16 protein-coding genes, 1 tRNA gene and 1 pseudogene are annotated in these 18,099 nt (G+C 34.2%); 12 read left to right on the top strand and 6 right to left on the bottom strand.

The features are described 5' to 3' along the window. Positions 1 to 111: 111 nt before the first annotated feature. From mukF to mukB, 3 genes are read left to right on the top strand one after another with little or no spacing between them, the layout of a single operon-like run. The gene (gene mukF, locus J3U18_RS02670; protein ID WP_220225151.1) at positions 112 to 1,434 is read left to right on the top strand and encodes a chromosome partition protein MukF; all 1,323 of its coding nucleotides are present in this window, start codon (positions 112 to 114) and stop codon (positions 1,432 to 1,434) included. Positions 1,435 to 1,477: 43 nt separating this feature from the next. Beyond that, on the top strand, positions 1,478 to 2,203 hold the full coding sequence (gene mukE, locus J3U18_RS02665) for a chromosome partition protein MukE (RefSeq protein ID WP_065562474.1): 726 nt from the start codon (positions 1,478 to 1,480) through the stop codon (positions 2,201 to 2,203). A gap of 2 nt (positions 2,204 to 2,205) precedes the next feature. Beyond that, positions 2,206 to 6,624, top strand: coding sequence for a chromosome partition protein MukB (gene mukB, locus J3U18_RS02660; RefSeq protein ID WP_416380375.1), 4,419 nt, complete (start codon positions 2,206 to 2,208; stop codon positions 6,622 to 6,624). 365 nt (positions 6,625 to 6,989) lie between these two features. Here the strand turns inward: mukB and J3U18_RS02655 are convergent, their stop codons facing one another. The 5 genes and pseudogenes from J3U18_RS02655 to secG all read right to left on the bottom strand — a co-directional run bounded on the left by J3U18_RS02655 (position 6,990) and on the right by secG (position 9,311). Beyond that, positions 6,990 to 7,430 (bottom strand): hypothetical protein, encoded by a 441-nt coding sequence (locus J3U18_RS02655; RefSeq protein WP_267352839.1) that lies wholly within the window; start codon positions 7,428 to 7,430, stop codon positions 6,990 to 6,992. A 399-nt stretch (positions 7,431 to 7,829) separates the two neighbouring features. Then, entirely contained in the window at positions 7,830 to 8,225 is a 396-nt protein-coding gene (locus J3U18_RS02650; protein ID WP_267352838.1) for a hypothetical protein, read from the bottom strand. Between the two features lie 89 nt (positions 8,226 to 8,314). Then, positions 8,315 to 8,539: pseudogene (locus J3U18_RS11875) on the bottom strand (primase-like DNA-binding domain-containing protein); the annotation flags it as partial. 298 nt (positions 8,540 to 8,837) lie between these two features. Continuing rightward, positions 8,838 to 8,923, bottom strand: a tRNA-Leu gene (locus J3U18_RS02645). A gap of 7 nt (positions 8,924 to 8,930) precedes the next feature. Continuing rightward, the gene (secG, locus tag J3U18_RS02640; RefSeq protein WP_324169783.1) at positions 8,931 to 9,311 is read right to left on the bottom strand and encodes a preprotein translocase subunit SecG; all 381 of its coding nucleotides are present in this window, start codon (positions 9,309 to 9,311) and stop codon (positions 8,931 to 8,933) included. A gap of 175 nt (positions 9,312 to 9,486) precedes the next feature. On the opposite strand from secG, the gene thiI reads away from it, so the two are divergent. The 4 genes from thiI to trmL all read left to right on the top strand — a co-directional run bounded on the left by thiI (position 9,487) and on the right by trmL (position 13,690). After that, positions 9,487 to 10,935, top strand: coding sequence for a tRNA uracil 4-sulfurtransferase ThiI (gene thiI, locus J3U18_RS02635; protein WP_267352837.1), 1,449 nt, complete (start codon positions 9,487 to 9,489; stop codon positions 10,933 to 10,935). A gap of 126 nt (positions 10,936 to 11,061) precedes the next feature. Beyond that, entirely contained in the window at positions 11,062 to 11,781 is a 720-nt protein-coding gene (locus J3U18_RS02630) for a response regulator (RefSeq protein WP_065562357.1), read from the top strand. A 31-nt stretch (positions 11,782 to 11,812) separates the two neighbouring features. Next, positions 11,813 to 13,186 carry an envelope stress sensor histidine kinase CpxA gene (gene cpxA / locus J3U18_RS02625; RefSeq protein WP_267352905.1) on the top strand — a complete coding sequence of 458 codons (1,374 nt, stop codon included), beginning with the start codon at positions 11,813 to 11,815 and terminating at the stop codon, positions 13,184 to 13,186. Between the two features lie 18 nt (positions 13,187 to 13,204). Beyond that, on the top strand, positions 13,205 to 13,690 hold the full coding sequence (gene trmL, locus J3U18_RS02620) for a tRNA (uridine(34)/cytosine(34)/5-carboxymethylaminomethyluridine(34)-2'-O)-methyltransferase TrmL (protein WP_267352836.1): 486 nt from the start codon (positions 13,205 to 13,207) through the stop codon (positions 13,688 to 13,690). A gap of 160 nt (positions 13,691 to 13,850) precedes the next feature. Here trmL and efp read toward each other — a convergent pair whose 3' ends face one another. After that, positions 13,851 to 14,417, bottom strand: coding sequence for an elongation factor P (gene efp, locus J3U18_RS02615; RefSeq protein WP_034882790.1), 567 nt, complete (start codon positions 14,415 to 14,417; stop codon positions 13,851 to 13,853). Positions 14,418 to 14,449: 32 nt separating this feature from the next. Between efp and epmB the strand changes: the two genes are divergently transcribed. The 5 genes from epmB (at position 14,450) to yidC (ending at position 18,047) form a co-directional block, all read left to right on the top strand. Further along, positions 14,450 to 15,475, top strand: coding sequence for an EF-P beta-lysylation protein EpmB (epmB, locus tag J3U18_RS02610; RefSeq protein ID WP_065562354.1), 1,026 nt, complete (start codon positions 14,450 to 14,452; stop codon positions 15,473 to 15,475). A gap of 148 nt (positions 15,476 to 15,623) precedes the next feature. After that, positions 15,624 to 15,764, top strand: coding sequence for a 50S ribosomal protein L34 (gene rpmH, locus J3U18_RS02605; RefSeq protein ID WP_025314679.1), 141 nt, complete (start codon positions 15,624 to 15,626; stop codon positions 15,762 to 15,764). A gap of 11 nt (positions 15,765 to 15,775) precedes the next feature. Further along, positions 15,776 to 16,126, top strand: a complete 351-nt coding sequence (gene rnpA / locus J3U18_RS02600; protein WP_267338196.1) for a ribonuclease P protein component — start codon at positions 15,776 to 15,778, stop codon at positions 16,124 to 16,126. Continuing rightward, on the top strand, positions 16,099 to 16,419 hold the full coding sequence (gene yidD, locus J3U18_RS02595; protein ID WP_416380371.1) for a membrane protein insertion efficiency factor YidD: 321 nt from the start codon (positions 16,099 to 16,101) through the stop codon (positions 16,417 to 16,419). Before rnpA ends, yidD begins: the two co-directional genes overlap by 28 nt. Continuing rightward, positions 16,419 to 18,047 (top strand): membrane protein insertase YidC, encoded by a 1,629-nt coding sequence (gene yidC / locus J3U18_RS02590; RefSeq protein WP_065734798.1) that lies wholly within the window; start codon positions 16,419 to 16,421, stop codon positions 18,045 to 18,047. Before yidD ends, yidC begins: the two co-directional genes overlap by 1 nt. The last annotated feature ends 52 nt before the right edge of the window (positions 18,048 to 18,099 follow it).

Here is an 18,099-nt window from a genome sequence, read left to right as displayed (position 1 = left end):
ACTACAATTTGTTATATAATCGATAAAATTTTGTCCATAACACAATATATTGTGTTTCTCATATTATTTTAAGATGTCGCGATGTTGTGCATCTTTAATTAAGGAATCACTATGATGGATTTTTCCCAATCAGTGCCAGAACTGGTCTCTTGGGCAAAAAAGAATGATTTTTCGATTGCTCTACCTGTTGAGCGATTAGCCTTTTTATTAGCAATTGCTGTATTAAACAGTGAGCGCTTTGATGGTGAAATGACTGAATCTGAATTAATTGACGGATTCAGACATGTCTCTCAGATCTTTGAGCAAAGTGAAGATACTATTACTGTTCGAGCTAACAATGCCATTAATGATCTAGTGCGCCAACGTTTAATTACTCGCTTTGCTAGCGAAATGACCGATGGTTATTCTATTTACCGTTTAACTCCACTAGGAATCGGCATTTCTGATTACTATATACGCCAACGAGAATTCTCGACTTTACGCTTATCTATTCAGCTTTCTATTGTTGCACAAGAATTAAAGCGTGCAGCAGATGCGGCTCTTGAAGGTGGCGATGATTTACATTGGCATCGAAATGTTTTTGCTCCATTGAAATATTCTGTTGCAGAAATTTTTGACAGTATTGATATCACTCAGAGAGTAATGGATGAACAACAAGCTGAAGTTAAACAAAATATTTCAGCATTGTTAAGCCAAGATTGGCAAGCAGCCATCAGTAGTTGTGAAGGTTTACTTACCGAAACATCACAAACATTGCGTGAGCTGCAAGATACGTTGGCAGCTGCAGGTGATAAGCTACAAGCCAGTTTGCTTCTGATACAAGATGCCACATTAGATAATCCAGATCTTGATAAAATTAACAATGTTGTTATGGATTTGCAAGGAAAACTAGACCGAATTATTGGCTGGGGACAAAAAGCAATAGACCTATGGATTGGTTATGATAGACACGTTCATAAATTTATTCGTACAGCAATCGATTTAGATAAGAATCGAGTTTTTTCTCAGCGATTACGTAAATCGATTCAAAGCTATTTTGATTTACCATGGTCACTCACTTTTGCTAATGCTGAGCGTTTACTTGATATGCGTGATGAAGAGTTAGCACTGCATGAAGCAGAAGTGACGGGTGAATTACCATCCGAGCTTGAGTTTGAAATGATTGAAGAAATTCAAGAACATATTATTTCGCATATAGAACAAAATTTATTGATCTTTAAACAAGAAAATAAACCACTTGATATGAGTAATGCAATTCATAGTTATTTAGCACAGTTCCCACGTGAACAACATTTTGATATTGCAAGATTGTTTATTGATCAGGCTATTCGATTAGGTGTTGCCGAAAGCGATTTACTCGGTATCCCAGCCGAATGGAAACCTATTAACGATTATGGAGCTAAGGTACAAGCACATGTCATCAACAGATATTAATGATTTAGAAATAGAACAAACTTCCTATCATCTTGATGAGGTTATGGGGCGTATTGCAGCAAGCTCTCAAGCGTCGATAGATAAGTTTATGCCGGTAAAATTAGCTCAAGCTATTGCCAATCCAATATTTCCGGAACTTGACAGTCTATTAAGGTCAGGTCGTCATATTGGTATCGATGAGCTTGATAATCATGCTTTTTTAATGGATTTCCAACTTGAGCTTGAACAGTTTTATCAACGTTATAATGTCGAGCTTATTCGCGCACCGGAAGGATTTTTCTATCTGCGTCCTCGTTCAACTACTCTGATTCCACGTTCAGTATTATCTGAACTTGATATGTTAGTCGGTAAAGTGCTTTGTTATCTCTATTTAAGTCCAGAGCGATTAGCACATGAAGGCATTTTTACCTTACAAGAACTTTTTGATGAGCTTGTTTCATTAGCGGATGAAAGTAAATTATTGAAACTAGTCAATCAGCGTTCTACAGGCTCGGATTTAGATCGCCAAAAATTATTTGATAAAGTAAAAACTGCATTAAATCGATTACGTCGACTTGGTATGATCTTCTTTATTGTAGGTAATGATAGTAGCCGTTTTCGTATTAATGAATCTATATTCCGATTTGGAGCTGATGTGCGTAGCAGTGATGATGCTCAAGAAGCACAATTACGCCTGATTCGCGATGGTGAAGCGATTAAAATTGAATCATCACTTATATTAGATGATGATAATAGTGATGATGAAGATGTTAATGAGGAGATTGAATAATGATAATGGGACACGGTAAATTTCACTCATTAACCTTAATTAATTGGAACGGCTTTTTTGCTCGAACGTTTGAGCTTGATCAGCTTGTTACCACACTTTCTGGTGGTAATGGCGCTGGTAAATCAACCACTATGGCAGCATTTGTCACTGCATTAATCCCAGATTTAACCTTATTACATTTTAGAAATACAACTGAAGCAGGAGCAACTTCGGGTTCTAGAGATAAAGGTTTACATGGTAAATTAAAGCCAGGCGTGTGTTACTCGATGCTGGATGTAATTAATTCTCGTAATCAACGGATTATCTGTGGTGTGCGTTTACAGCAGGTTGCTGGTCGTGATAAAAAAGTTGATATTAAACCTTTTTTAATACAAGGTTTGCCTGTCAATATTACTCCAACAGAATTAGTAACAGAGCGCTTAAATGAAAAACAGGCTAGAATTTTATCTTTACCGGAATTGAAAGATAAGATTGAATCAATGGAAGGGGTTATCTTTAAGCAATTTAATTCCATTACTGATTATCATTCAGTCATGTTTGATTTTGGTATTTTACCTAAAAGATTACGTTCTTCATCTGATCGAAGTAAATATTATCGTTTAATTGAAGCTTCTCTTTATGGTGGAATTTCAAGTGCTATCACGCGATCATTACGTGATTATTTATTACCAGAAAATAGTGGTGTTAGAAAAGCATTCCAAGATATGGAAGCAGCACTTCGTGAAAATCGGATGACACTTGAAGCTATTCGAGTTACACAATCAGATCGCGATTTATTCAAACATCTCATTACTGAATCTACAAACTATGTGGCTGCTGATTATATGCGTCATGCTAATGAGCGTAGAGTTCATATCGAATCAGTTTTAGGACTACGTCGAGATATGTTCAAAACGCAAGATCTGCTTATCAGTAATCAGTATCGACAAGTTGAGATGGCAAAAGAGCTTAAAGAATATCAAGATGCTCAAGGCGATTTAGAGACAGACCTTCAGGCAGCAAATGATCATCTTAATCTTGCACAAACTGCTTTGCGTCAACAAGAAAAAATTGACCGCTATCAAGCAGATTTAGATGATCTTAATATAAAACTTGAAGAGCAAAATGAAGTTGTATTTGAAGCAAATGAACAGTATCAAACTTACCGAGATCAAGTTGAACAGACAGAACAAGAAGTTGATGAGATTAAAACTCAATTGGCAGATTATCAACAAGCTTTAGATGTACAACAAACTCGAGCTATTCAATATCAGCAAGCAATTCAAGCTCTGAAAAATGCCCAACAACTATGCCAATTGCCTAAATTAGGTATAAGCAATGTTGAAAATCACTATGAAGTTTTTCAAGAAAAACAAAAAGAAGTTACTGAAAAATTATTAGAATTGGAACAGAGAGTTAGTATTTCTGATGCTGCAATAAGTCAATTTGATAGAGCGTATCAACTAGTTGTTAAGTTGGTTGGCGATGTAGTACGAAGTGAAGCATGGAGTGCTGCTAGAGAAGCATTAAAACAATGGCCTTCACAATGTTATCAAGCTGAGCAAGCAGAACATTTACAGCTACAATTAGATGAATTAGAACAACGCTTTTTTGAACAAAAAGAAGCTGAATCATTACTAACTCAATTCTGTAAGCGTTTTGGTCGTCAAATCAATTATGATGAACTTGATGAATTAAAACAAGAACTTGAAGTTCAATTGGATCAAAATGCCGAGCTTGCTAACGAATCAAGTGAAAAACGAATTGAATTTAGGCAAGAGTTTGAGCAAATACAAACAAAAATAAGTGACTATCGTCAAAAAGCCCCATTATGGTTAAAAGCTCAAGATGCACTTATAGCATTGCAAGAACAAACACAACAAACTTTTACTAATAGTCAATCAGTTACTCAGCATATGCAACAACTGCTTGAACAGGAACGTGCTTTAGTTACTCAGCGTGATCAAATAAACTTCAAACGAAATCAACTTGATACGCAAATAGAACAACTTAATCAACCAAGTGGTGTTGATGACGGGCGTTTATCTGTTTTAGCTGAACGATTCAATGGTGTTTTACTTTCTGAAATTTATGAAGATGTAACAATTGATGATGCACCTTATTTTTCAGCATTGTATGGTCCGTCAAGGCAAGCCATTGTGGTACCGGATTTATCATTAGTCAAAACACAACTCGAAAGCCTTACTAGCAGTGAAGAAGATTATCCAGAAGATATCTATTTTATCGAAGGTGATCCATCATCATTTGATGATAGCGTATTTGATTGTGAAGAGATGAATAAATCGGTTCTTGTTAAAACAGGTGATCGTCAATGGCGTTTCTCAAGTTTTCCTAAAGTTCCTTTGTTTGGTCGAGCTGCACGTGAAATACATCTTGAGAAATTATCAGCTGAACGTGATGAGCTACATGAACTTTATGCAACAATTTCGTTTGACCTTCAAAAATTGCAGCGTATTGAGCAAAATGTTGGGCAGTTTATTGGTGAATATTTATCTGTAGCTTTTGATATCGATCCAGAAGCCGAAGTACAAAAACTAACAACACGACGCAATGAAATCGAACGCCAATTATTAGCACAAGAAAGCATTGATAAACAAAACCAACAGCAAGTGGCAATGTGTAAAGAGCAGCTAGCTACAGTTAATCGATTAGTTGCTCAGATGCATTTATTGGATGATGATGATTTAGCCGATCGAGTTGATGATTTACGTGAACAAGTGGCTGAAGCGCAAGAAGCTGCGCAATATGTGAGTCGTCATCGCCATACTGTTTCGGAATTAGAACCAATTATTGCTGTGTTACAAAGTGATCCTGAACAGAATGATTCACTACGTGAGCAATATAATACTATCAAAGCTCAGCAACAAACTATTCGTCAACAAGTTTTTGCCTTAACCGAAGTCATGCAACGCCGTGCGCATTTTAGCTATGAAGATTCGGCTGGAATGCTAAATGAAAATAGTGATTTGAATGAAAAACTACGTTCTCGACTTGAGGTGGTTGAAGCACAGCGTACTGAAGCACGTAGCCAGATGCAACAGTACCAAGATAAATACAATCAATATAATCAAACTCTTGCTTCTTTAAAAAGTGCATTTGAAACTAAACGTGACATGCTCAATGAGTTGCATAAAGAGGTTGAACAAATAGGTGTTAAAGCGGATGCAGCAACCGAAGAACGAGCACGTATTCGTCGTGATGAAATTCATCAAAAACTTAACACTAATCGGCAACAATGCACATCGCTTGAAAAACTACTTATTATGTGCGAAAGCGAAATGACACAAATGCAAAAACGTTTAGCACAAACACTACGTGATTATAAACAATTACGTGAACAAGTTGTGGAAGCGAAAGCAGGGTGGTGTTTAGTTTTACGATTAGTTAAAGAAAATAGCGTTGAACGAAGGTTACATCGTCGAGAATTAGCTTATCTAAGTGCTGATGAATTGCGCTCTATGTCAGATAAGGCACTCGGTTCATTGCGTCTAGCAGTAAATGATAATGAACATTTACGTGATGTATTAAGATTATCCGAAGATCCAAAACGACCAGAACGTAAAATACAATTTTATATTGCGGTTTATAAACATCTTCGTGAACGAATTCGCCAAGATATTGTTAAAACGGATGACCCAATTGAAGCTATTGAGCAAATGGAAATTGAGTTATCACGATTAACTGAAGAACTTAATTCACGTGAACAGCAATTGGCAATTAGCTCAAAAAGTGTGGCTAATATTATTCGTAAAACTATTCAACGAGAGCAAAACCGTATTCGTATGCTTAATCAAGGTCTGCAAGCGGTGGCATTTGGTCAGGTAAATGGTGTACGTCTTAATGTTAGTATCCGGGAAGCTCACTCTTCGTTATTAGCAGCATTAGCTGATGATCAAAACGAGCATCAAGATCTGTTTAGTAATAATCGTATTACTTTCTCAGAAGCATTAGCTAAACTTTATCAACGCTTGAATCCTCATATTGATATGGGGCAGCGAACTGCGCAAAATATAGGTGAAGAATTGCTTGATTATCGAAACTATCTGGAAATGGATGTTGAAGTTAATCGTGGCGCTGATGGCTGGTTACGTGCTGAAAGTGGTGCATTATCAACAGGTGAAGCAATCGGTACAGGTATGTCGATCCTATTGATGGTGATTCAAAGTTGGGAAGAAGAATCTAAACGCTTGCGTAATAAAGACATATCACCTTGTCGCTTATTATTCCTAGATGAAGCAGCCCGACTTGATGCTAAATCAATTGCAACGCTCTTTGAACTTTGCGAAAGATTGGAAATGCAACTTATTATTGCTGCGCCAGAAAATATCAGTCCGGAAAAAGGCACAACGTATAAATTAGTACGTAAAGTCATTAATAACCAAGAACATGTTCATGTGGTTGGTTTAAAAGGCTTTGCATAATTTAATTTAACAAACTAATTCGCCGACTTTATGTCGGCGGTATATGGTAGCGTTCAATCTAATCAAAAAGTATGATTGGTATTTGCCTTGTTTAAAATAACAAAATAGGCTACAAACTATTTATACTCTTTTTGATGTGCTTTACAGGATTTTAAAGAATGCTGCTGAATATTGAATTGGTGAATGGGTGGCGGCTCTTTTAAACCTCATGAATACTTCAGAACAATAACATATGCAGCATAATTAGCCAATGGCCAAATTTTTCACTAATGTATGTATCCTATCTATTAATAATAGTTGCTCAAAATTTGTTACTAATAAATATTAAAGTATCTATAAGCAAATTAAAGTGTTATTTCTGATACTTATTTTATTCTATTACAAACTGATTCGATTTTAGATCTAAAATCAATAGTATCTGTGTGATTATTGAGTTTTTTTATGCGTTTCGTTATTATGATGTCAAATGAGTCGTCATCCTTGATTTCTAAATATTGTTTCAGAGTGCAATTTGATTCATAACATATTTCATTTACTGTACTGTTAAAGCCGTTGACATCGATAGCTTGTTTTGTTCCATCATTTTTAATTTCATAAAGCTTATCATCTAATATTCTAAATTTAATTGTAAAATCTTCAGGCTCAGTGGTATGTTTAAGCTCTTCTTCTGGGGATACATTTAGCCCTATACTATATATCATAGTGCATTGCCAATCGCCCACAAGATATTCTTTGAGAACTTTATTATCACTCTCACCACAACCGAATAGGATTAGACTAACCATGCTAAGAATAAAATTTTTCATAACATTCCTTTGTTTTTGAATAATAATATGAGAATTATTCTTCAATATCAATTATATGTTAGACTTTGCATTAATGAAATTTTCATTTTCAATCAAACCTTATCAATATGTAGACTTTCAATTTCAGTCAAAGGGTATTTCTAGTGATTTGATTTATTCCTATCTTTATTTGACAGTTCTTTCTATCGTTATAAAATTTTTAGTTATACAAGATTCACATAAATAAGCATATAATTAAAAACGTGGTTATAAATGTAACTTACTGATACTTGCAAAATAGTGAAACAGGCTTTAGGCGGTTAACACTTCAGGATTTGTTATTCACTAGTGTTCACTTTAGGTATTCACTTTTTTATTTTAGTTGGAAATAGAACTTATGACTTAGCCCAATATTAGTAATTAATCACCATTTTTTCTTTTAAGATCAATATAATTTTGGATGTTATTTATCCATGCTTGTTTTTGCTCCCAAAGTTGCTTCTCCGCACTGTATAACAACAATCCTTTACTTCTCAGATCATCCTTATAAGCTAATTTAATGTATTCTCGATTATATAGCCTCATTTTTTCTATAACATCATCACAAGAAACAATAGCTTCAAAAGCGATTTGTTCTGATGAATGTTGAGTTTTTTTAATCTGTTCAGATGCATATCCCCAAATACAAGTCGTAATATTTTTATGTTCATTGAATACTTTTATTCTAAGTTCAACGCTTTTATTTCTATCGTCTGCAAATAGAATATTAGGAATAATTAAACAAATTATAAAAATACAACTAGTTATTTTTTTCATTATAGAGAAAAGCCATTATTATTTATTTCGTTAATTATAACAAAAAAACGCCAAAATTAAGCGATTTATATGATAACAAGTAATAACAACTAACTAGGTTCTTCTGCTCTTGGTAGCCAATCCTGACTAGTATAGGTATTAATCTCTACGTTTGTACTCATTCCTTTATTTGATCTTTTACGGATATAATTTTTACCGTTTTCTTTCATTGCATAATTAAGTGATGTACCAAATTGTGTGAGCGATAAAAGGTTGTTTAAGCCTGTATTGCGTATATATTCAATATAAGCATGATACAAATATCTTCTTGGGTTAAAGGGGTGATCATCCCCAAACCTCCCATAAACATCCCATTAGGATAATCAAGCGCATCAAGATAACTACAAAATTTGTGTATCAGTCATTGGAGCTATTCTTTTAGGCATACTTTCACCTTTTGGGACTAAGAAATTATAGGACTATGTTCACGTAGTCCTTAATATAGTCCCCAAAAATATGAATGTAAATGTATCTTACTGATGCTTATAGAATAGTAAAATAGGCTATAAGCCTTGTTTATACTGGTTTTGGTGTGGTTTAAAGGATTTTAAAGAATGTTCCTGTTTATTAAATTGGTGCCGTGGGCGGGACTTGAACCCGCATGCCCTTAGAGCACTACCCCCTCAAGATAGCGTGTCTACCAATTTCACCACCACGGCGCCGTTTTTATTCTGGAATATCTGAAGTCGGATTAATACTCTGTGGCTGTATAACTGGATCAGTAGTTGGAATTACTTGTCTATTACTGTTCAAGTCATCTGTACTTTGCTGTGTATTATCGCCAATATTTTTGAAATCATCGCTGATATTAGTTGCTTTTAAACTACCAATATTGGACAAAATAATACTTAATGCAAAAAATAATACACCTAATATTGTCGTTGTACGTGTAAGGAAGTTTCCACTACCTGATGAGCCAAATAGAGTCGCAGATGCACCCGCACCAAAAGATGAGCCCATGTCAGCACCTTTTCCGCGCTGTATTAACACTAAAACGATTATCGCAAGTGCGATAATTAAATAACCTATAATTAATAGTTCGTACATTTCAACCTGTCAATTTTATGTTATAGAACAGAATTTATTGATGCGAAATATTAGCGAAAGAGTGAGCAACAAGCAAGTATATTTTGTTATTTTCTGTATTTATCATAATCAATTGTACGTTTTTAGGGAAAAATAAGTATAATGTCGCCATTTTTAGTCTCGCAAATTCTGTTGTATGAAATTTATAGTTAAACTTTTTCCTGAAATCACGATCAAAAGTGAATCTGTTCGTTTACGTTTTATTAAAATATTAACGAGTAACATTCGTAATATTTTAAAACATTCAATTGATGATGTTGCAGTTATTCGTCATTGGGATTTTATTGAAGTTCGCCCTAAAGTTATAAATAGTGAAAGTCAAATCTTAGAACTATTAACTCGAATTCCTGGTATTCACCATATATTAGTAGTTGAAGAGCTTAGTTTTGTCGATCTGCATGATATATATGAAAAAGCGTTTACTCATTTTGCCCCTTTAATTGAGAATAAAACATTTTGTGTTAGAGTAAAACGTCGTGGTAAGCATGAGTTTACTTCAATTGATGTAGAGCGTTATGTTGGTGGAGGGCTGAATCAACATGTTTCGACAGCTAAAGTAAAATTAACTCGTCCGGATGTAACAGTTAATCTTGAAATAGATAAAGACAAGCTATTATTAGTTAAAGAACGCCATGCAGGAATTGGTGGTTTTCCGACAGGAACTCAAGAAGATGTTATTTCTCTTATTTCTGGCGGATTTGATTCTGGTGTGTCGAGCTATATGTTTATTCGACGAGGCTGCCGAGTTCACTATTGCTTCTTTAATTTAGGTGGAAAAACTCATGAAATTGGCGTTAAACAAATGGCTCATTATTTGTGGAAGAGATTTGGTTCTTCTCATAAAGTTCGTTTTATCTCCATTGATTTTTCGAATGTAGTAGGTGAAATTCTTGAGAAAATTGACGATGGGCAAATGGGGGTTATTTTAAAACGGATGATGATTCGTGCTGCTTCTATGGTTGCTCAACGTTATAATGTTGAAGCGTTGATTACTGGCGAGGCATTGGGGCAAGTATCAAGCCAAACTTTAACTAATTTACGTTTAATCGATAATGTGAGTGATACTTTAGTTTTACGTCCACTAATAACGTATGATAAAGAAACTATAATTAATCTTGCTCGTCAAATCGGTACTGAAGACATCGCTAAGACAATGCCAGAATTTTGTGGCGTGATATCAAAAAATCCTACTGTAAAAGCGGTGAAAGAAAAAATAGAAGAGGAAGAACAAAATTTTGATTTCTCTATATTAAATAAAGCAGTTGAAGAAGCCGAAAATATTGATATTCGTGAAATTGCTAAACAAACTGACAACACAATTACACAAGTCGATATGGTTACAACATTAGAAGAGAATCAAATTATAATTGATATCCGTTCACCTGAGGAACAAGAAGATAACCCATTAGAAATTGAAAATGTCGATGTTAAGCTCATCCCTTTTTATAAATTGGCGACACAATTTGGCGATCTAGATCAATCAAAACAATATTTATTATATTGTGCGAAAGGTATTATGAGTAAATTACAAGCACTTTATCTTATTGAACAAGGATTTAGTAATATAAAAGTGTTTAAACTATAAATCTTAACAATTATTTACGACATTATTGCATTTTACCTATATAATATTTCTAAAAATATAAAATAAATTTACAATAATAAAAAACCAATAGAAAAATTATAAATTTGTTAATTAATGAGGGTAGTAATGAACAAATTGCTCGTAGTTGATGATGATCCAGAAATTGCCTCAATGTTATGTGAATTATTAGAATTAGAAGGGTTTGAAGTCGTAATAGCTAATAATGGTGTTCAGGCTTTAGATAAATTTGATGATAGCATTGATCTTATTTTACTTGATATTATGATGCCAGAAATGAATGGGTTAAGTGTATTATCTCAACTAAGAAATAAATATACTGTTCCAGTAATTTTCTTAACAGCTAAAGATAACGAATTTGATAAAATTATTGGGCTTGAGCTTGGTGCTGATGATTATATCTTAAAGCCGTTTAATGATCGGGAGCTTATTGCTCGAATCAACGCATTATTACGTAGGAAACGTTGGGATAATATGGCTGTAACTTCTGGTGAGAAGTCAGTTCAATATACCATTGATAAACTTACCGTTAATCGAAAACAGCAATCTGTCTCATTTGATGATAAATATATTGAATTAACGGGTACTGAATTTCAAATATTATTGCAACTTCTTGAAAATGCTGGAAAAATCATTTCAAGAGATGATTTAAGCGAAAACGTATTAGGTAAAGAATTTTTACCTTTAGCTCGTTCAATTGATGTTCATGTTTCTAATTTGCGTAAAAAACTTCCTCCTCGTAGCGATGGTTTACCATGGATTAAAACATTACGTTCAAAAGGATATCTGTTTGTTGTAGATCAAAATGATGATGTATTACAAAACTAGCTATTTCTTTATATGGTAAGAATATATGTGGATCTTTGATCGCCTAACAATTAGAATTTTCACAATATTCTTACTTACTATTGCTTTTTTTCTTATTCTGGTAATGGCCTTGCCAAAGCTAGACTCCCGAAATTTAACCTATTTAGCCAATAAAGATAAAGAAAGTGGCAATCTACTGGCTAAAGAAATTGAAAAAGATTTAACCAAGATTCCTAAAGATAGTTTCCGTTGGTGGATGAGATTCATTGTTGTAATGGATAATCATCAAAAGGCTGGGCAACTATTATTTATTGTTACACCCAATCAACAAATTATCACAGCAGATACTAATAATATTGATTTAGTAAAAAGTTTTAGTGAAAAATCCCACGATGTTGATGATCCAGCTAAGAAAATCTATGATAACCAAGAAATTATTGGTCCTTTCTTGCTTCATTATGCTAATGAAGACTATCAATTATTTTTATTACAACCTGCATCGGATATTCAGTCTCAATTTGTTAATTTAATATTTGATCATCCTTTCTTGCTTTTGACATTAACCATGTTGGCAAGTACACCATTCTTGTTGTGGCTATCTTGGAGTATTGCTAGGCCAGCACGTGGATTGCGGTTGGCTGCTGAGCAAGTAGCCAAAGGTAATCTACAACAGTGGCCTGAACTCGAAAAAGTTGGATCGTATGAATATAAAGCAGTGGGGGCAAGTTTTAACCGCATGCTTAGAGAGTTGAAAAGGATGCAAGAGTTACAGCAACAATTGTTTTCTGATATTTCTCACGAATTGCGGACACCATTAACTCGATTGCAATTAGCAACTTCACTGCTACGTCGTAAACAAGGTGAAAGTAACGAAGTTTTACGAATAAGTGATGAAGCGATAAAGCTTGATTCAATGATTGGTGATTTATTGTCATTAGCAAGGAATCAGCATGATAATAACGAAGTTCGTGAATATAAACAGTTAGATGAATTATTTAAAAATGTTTTAGATAATGCGACTTTTGAAGCTAATCAAATTTCAAAACAATTTTCAATTCTTACTCCCCCAACTAATAATACAATTTTGTGTTATCCAACGGCGTTATGTAGCGCGCTTGAAAATGTAGTAAGGAATGCATTTCGTTATTCAAATCAGCGAATTGATATTAATTTTGTTATTCAACAACAAACTGCAATTATCACTATTGATGATGATGGGCCAGGTGTTGCTGATAGTGAGTTAGAGCAAATATTCAGACCGTTTTATCGTACTAATGAAGCTCGTGATCGTGAGTCAGGTGGCACAGGTTTAGGTTTAGCCATTGTTTCTAACGCTATTACTCGAGATAATGGCACTGTTAAAGCAGAGAAAAGCCACTTAGGTGGACTTAGAATTGTGATAGTATTACCTCTTCAAAAATATTAACAGCTAAGAGAAATAATTGTGTCAGATGCATCTTTAAATATTGTTTTATTTGAACCTGAAATTCCTGCTAATACTGGTAATATCATTCGTTTGTGTGCTAACACTGGTTTTGATTTACATATTATTGAGCCAATGGGATTTTATTGGGATGATAAAAAATTGAGACGAGCAGGATTAGATTATCAAGAATTTGTTGATGTAAAACGTTATAAAAATATTGAGTGCTTTTTAGATGAGAACCAACTTGATTTAGCTTCTCAAGTTTATGCCTTAACGACAAAAGGTCAAAAACCACACAGTGAAGTAAATTATAAATCAGCTGACTTTTTGATGTTTGGCCCAGAAACGAGAGGTTTACCAGCAAAAATTCTTGATGCATTGCCGCAAGATAGAAAAATTCGGATTCCAATGGTTGCTAATAGCCGAAGTATGAATCTGTCTAATTCAGTTGCAGTAGTTGTTTATGAGTCATGGCGACAGCTTAATTATATCGGGGCTAAATAAATTCAAATTTTGATTTTTAATTACCAAATAAATGAAAAATTTTTGCAGATTTTTAACTCAAAAACCCCGTTCCTCAACTCAAAAATTTAACTTAAATTTTTTTACTTAAAAAAAGAGGTCATATCGACCTCATTATTTAAATAATTATTTTGATGAATTACTATTTAACGCGAGAAACGTATTCACCTGAACGTGTATCAACTTTAAGTACTTCACCAATTTGCACAAATAAAGGAACACGTACAACTGCACCAGTTGATAATGTAGCTGGTTTACCACCAGTTCCCGCTGTATCACCTTTTAATCCTGGATCAGTTTCAATAACTTCTAATTCAACAAAGTTTGGTGGAGTAACAGCAATTGGTTGACCATTCCATAAGGTTAAAATACATTCGGCTTGATCGACTAACCATTTAGCATTGTCACCTACAGCTTTTGCATCAGCAGAAAGTTGTTCAAATGTATCATTATTCATAAAATGCCAAAACTCACCATCGGTATAAAGATAAGTTAAGTTCATATCAACGACATCAGCCGCTTCAACAGATTCTCCTGATTTAAATGTTTTATCAACAGTTTTACCAGAAAGTAATTTTTTAATTTTTACACGGTTAATTGCTTGTCCTTTACCTGGCTTGTAAAATTCATTTTCAACAATTACACACGGCTCGCCATCTTGCATTATTTTAAGACCAGCTTTAAACTCATTAGTACTATAAGATGCCATAAAAGCTCCAACTATCATTCTGAATTACAAAAATGAGCCATATTATACAGCAAAATGTTGAACAACCAAATAAAGATGAGTGGATTTTTGATCTCGCTAATGTAGTGACAGATATCAAAAAGCTTTATCATTGTCTGGATTTAGATTCTGAGGAAATTTCTTTACCCATGTTACAGGCAAGAAAACAATTTCCACTTCGTGTGCCTATGGCTTTTATAAATCGAATGAAAAAAGGTGATCCTCAAGATCCTTTACTGCTTCAAGTACTTTGTGATGAACAGGAATTAATAAACGTACAGGGTTTTACTAAAGATCCTCTTGATGAGCAACATAACAATATTCCAGGATTACTACATAAATATCATAATCGCGCATTATTAATGACTAAAACTGCTTGTGCGATTAATTGCCGTTATTGTTTTAGGCGACATTTTCCTTATCATGATAATCAAAGTAACAAAAAGAATATTAGTATCGCATTAGAGTATATTGCACAGCATACCGAACTTGATGAAATTATTCTTTCGGGGGGCGATCCTTTAATGGCAAAAGATCATGAAATAGCTTTTTTAATAGCTGAATTAGAGAAATTTCGTCATATTAAGCGTTTACGTATTCATAGTCGTTTAGCGGTGGTGATACCTAATCGTATTACTTCTGAGTTGTGTCGATTATTTGCAAAAACACGTTTACAAGTTGTGTTAGTTACCCATATTAATCATCCGAATGAAATTGATAATAATGTAGCTCATGCCATCAAAGATTTAAAGAAAAGTGAGGTAACAGTACTAAATCAGAGTGTTTTATTAAAAAATATTAATGATGATGCTGATGTGCTAGCGAAGTTAAGTAATAAGTTATTTTCAATTGGTATTTTACCTTATTACATCCATTTATTAGATAAAGTACAAGGTGCGGCTCATTTTTTAGTCGATGATGATGAGGCCAAAAAAATCATGCGGCAATTGACAAAAAAACTATCAGGTTATTTAGTTCCAAAATTAGCGCGTGAAGTTGGTGGTGAAGCAAGTAAGCGAGTTTTAGCTATTAGTGATTAATGAAATTTGAAAAGGTCCTTACAATTTATGTTTCAAAATCCCGTTGACGAAAAATAAAATAGACTCTATAATTCGGACCTCTTTAATTAATGCTGTGGAGTTTATACTCTACAACTTGTTGATAAATTAGATTTGGATATAAATCGTCATGAAACGCACATTTCAACCATCAGTATTAAAACGCAATAGAACTCACGGTTTCCGTGCTCGTATGGCTACTAAAAACGGTCGTCAAGTTCTTGCTCGCCGTCGCGCTAAAGGCCGTGTTCGTTTAACTGTTGCTAGCTAATTTAAAGTTGAGTGACTAAACTCACTTTTCCTCGGGAGTTACGCTTGTTAACTCCCTTTGATTTTAATCATGTATTTCAAGAATCTATTCGTGCAGGTTCGCCTTTCCTGACTCTAGTTACACGTAAAAATAATCTAAGTCATCCCAGATTAGGCTTTGCTATAGCTAAAAAACAGGTTAAAAGAGCCCATGAGCGTAATCGTATTAAACGGTTAGTCAAAGAATATTTTCGTCACCACCAACATCAGTTTCCTAATATCGATTTTATTTTGATGGCTAAACAGCCTGTTATACAATTGAATAATCAACAATTAGTTGAGACATTAGATAAACTATGTCAGCAAATCATCAAAAAAAACTAAGTAAATTAATATTAATTATCAAACAGCATGTTTATGCAGTTAACGCTTTGATTATTAATGTTTTTGTTTTTATTATTAGTTTATATCAACGTATCATTAGTCCGTTATTTGGTCCTAAATGTCGTTTTACTCCCAGCTGTTCACAGTATGCCATAATCGCATTAAGGCGATTCGGATTGATAAAAGGTGGTTGGCTAACGGTCAAACGTGTATTAAAATGTCACCCTTTACATGAAGGAGGTGAAGATTTTGTTCCTCCTAAGAAAACTAAAACCAATAGAGAAAAACACTAATGGGATCTCAACGTAATATATTAGTCATTGCTTTACTTTTCGTTTCTTTCCTGATTTGGAAAGCGTGGGTAGATGATCATGCACCAAAACCCCCAGTTGCTAACCAATTGACACAACAAATAGGTGAAGATAGTTCAACAGCGGATTCAGTGCAAGGTAAAACTATCACAATAAAATCTGATGTATTGTCATTAACGGTTAATACCTATGGTGGCGATGTGCAATCTGCTCAATTGTTGAAATATGAGCAGTCTCTTCATTCGGGTACACCTTTCCAACTACTTACTTCTAAACCTGATTTTATTTACATTGCTGAAAGTGGGTTAACAGGTAAAGATGGTCCAGACAATGCAACTCAAGGCTCAAAAAGACCATTATATCAAACTGATCAATCTGAATATGTTTTAGCTGATGGTCAAGATGAGTTGAAGGTTCCATTTACCTATCAAGTTAATGGTGTAACTTATACTAAATATTACATCTTACATCGTGGTAATTATGCTGTTGATGTACAGTATGACGTGAACAATCAAACTCAAAATCCGTTAGAAGTATCAATGTATGGTCAGTTGAAGCAGACTATTGAACTCCCTAAAGATGCCGTTACTGAAGGCGGTGGCGGATTAGGACTAAGCGCATTTCGCGGTACAGCTTATTCCAGTGCCAACACTAATTATAGTAAATATAGTTTCAGTGATATCAAAGATGATGCGTTAGAAGTCAAAACTGAAACTGGCTGGATTGCTATGTTGCAACACTATTTTGCTTCAGCTTGGATTCCTACGCAGGAACAAAATAATTTATTCTATTCACGTGCAACAGCTAACAATTCACAAGCAACAATCGGTTTTAAAGGTGAAACAACAGTTATTCAACCAGGTGAAACGAAATTAATTAATGCCAAATTATGGTTAGGTCCTGAAATTCAAAGTGAATTAAAAGAAACAGCTAATCATCTTGATTTAATCGTTGACTATGGTTGGTTATGGTTCTTATCTCAACCACTCTTTTACTTATTGAAATTTATCCATAGTTTTATTGGAAACTGGGGCTTTTCGATCATTGTGATCACTTTTATTGTGCGTGGTATTTTATTCCCATTAACACGAGCACAATATCGTTCAATGGCTAAAATGAAGTTATTGCAACCTCGTTTACAAGCATTAAAAGAGCGTTATGGTGATGATAGACAAAAAATGAGTATGGAAACAATGGCACTTTATAAACAAGAGAAAGTTAATCCTCTTGGTGGTTGTTTACCATTATTGATTCAAATGCCTATCTTCCTGTCATTATTTTACATGTTAGGTAATACGGTTGAGCTACGTCATGCTCCATTCGCTCTTTGGATCCATGACTTATCTGCACAAGATCCATATTATGTTTTCCCATTGTTAATGGGTGCAACTATGTTCTTAATTCAGAAGATGTCACCAACACCGGTTACCGATCCTTTACAACAAAAATTAATGACTTATATGCCATTAATCTTTACGGTATTCTTCTTATGGTTCCCATCAGGTTTAGTTTTATACTATATTGTAAGTAATTTATTTACGATTGCTCAGCAACGTATAATTTACTGGGAGCTTGAGAAAAAAGGCCTACACGAAAAGAAAAAGAAATAGTATTGCCAAAAAGGAGGATTAAGATCCTCCTTTTTAATAGTTATTTTTTGGT

This window comes from Gilliamella sp. B3482, assembly GCF_026536805.1.
GTDB classification, from domain to species: domain Bacteria; phylum Pseudomonadota; class Gammaproteobacteria; order Enterobacterales; family Orbaceae; genus Gilliamella; species Gilliamella apicola_E.
This window is presented reverse-complemented; position numbering and strand designations above follow the sequence as displayed.

What these genes read in the sequence shown, in the direction of transcription:
- mukF (WP_220225151.1), top strand. Translation starts at nt 112, where the DNA reads ATGATGGATTTTTCCCAATCAGTGCCAGAACTGGTCTCTTGGGCAAAA.
- mukE (WP_065562474.1), top strand. Translation starts at nt 1,478, where the DNA reads ATGGGGCGTATTGCAGCAAGCTCTCAAGCGTCGATAGATAAGTTTATG.
- J3U18_RS02655 (WP_267352839.1), bottom strand. Translation starts at nt 7,430, where the DNA reads ATGAAAAATTTTATTCTTAGCATGGTTAGTCTAATCCTATTCGGTTGT.
- J3U18_RS02650 (WP_267352838.1), bottom strand. Translation starts at nt 8,225, where the DNA reads ATGAAAAAAATAACTAGTTGTATTTTTATAATTTGTTTAATTATTCCT.
- secG (WP_324169783.1), bottom strand. Translation starts at nt 9,311, where the DNA reads ATGTACGAACTATTAATTATAGGTTATTTAATTATCGCACTTGCGATA.
- thiI (WP_267352837.1), top strand. Translation starts at nt 9,487, where the DNA reads ATGAAATTTATAGTTAAACTTTTTCCTGAAATCACGATCAAAAGTGAA.
- J3U18_RS02630 (WP_065562357.1), top strand. Translation starts at nt 11,062, where the DNA reads ATGAACAAATTGCTCGTAGTTGATGATGATCCAGAAATTGCCTCAATG.
- efp (WP_034882790.1), bottom strand. Translation starts at nt 14,417, where the DNA reads ATGGCATCTTATAGTACTAATGAGTTTAAAGCTGGTCTTAAAATAATG.
- epmB (WP_065562354.1), top strand. Translation starts at nt 14,450, where the DNA reads ATGAGCCATATTATACAGCAAAATGTTGAACAACCAAATAAAGATGAG.
- rpmH (WP_025314679.1), top strand. Translation starts at nt 15,624, where the DNA reads ATGAAACGCACATTTCAACCATCAGTATTAAAACGCAATAGAACTCAC.
- yidD (WP_416380371.1), top strand. Translation starts at nt 16,099, where the DNA reads ATGTCAGCAAATCATCAAAAAAAACTAAGTAAATTAATATTAATTATC.
- yidC (WP_065734798.1), top strand. Translation starts at nt 16,419, where the DNA reads ATGGGATCTCAACGTAATATATTAGTCATTGCTTTACTTTTCGTTTCT.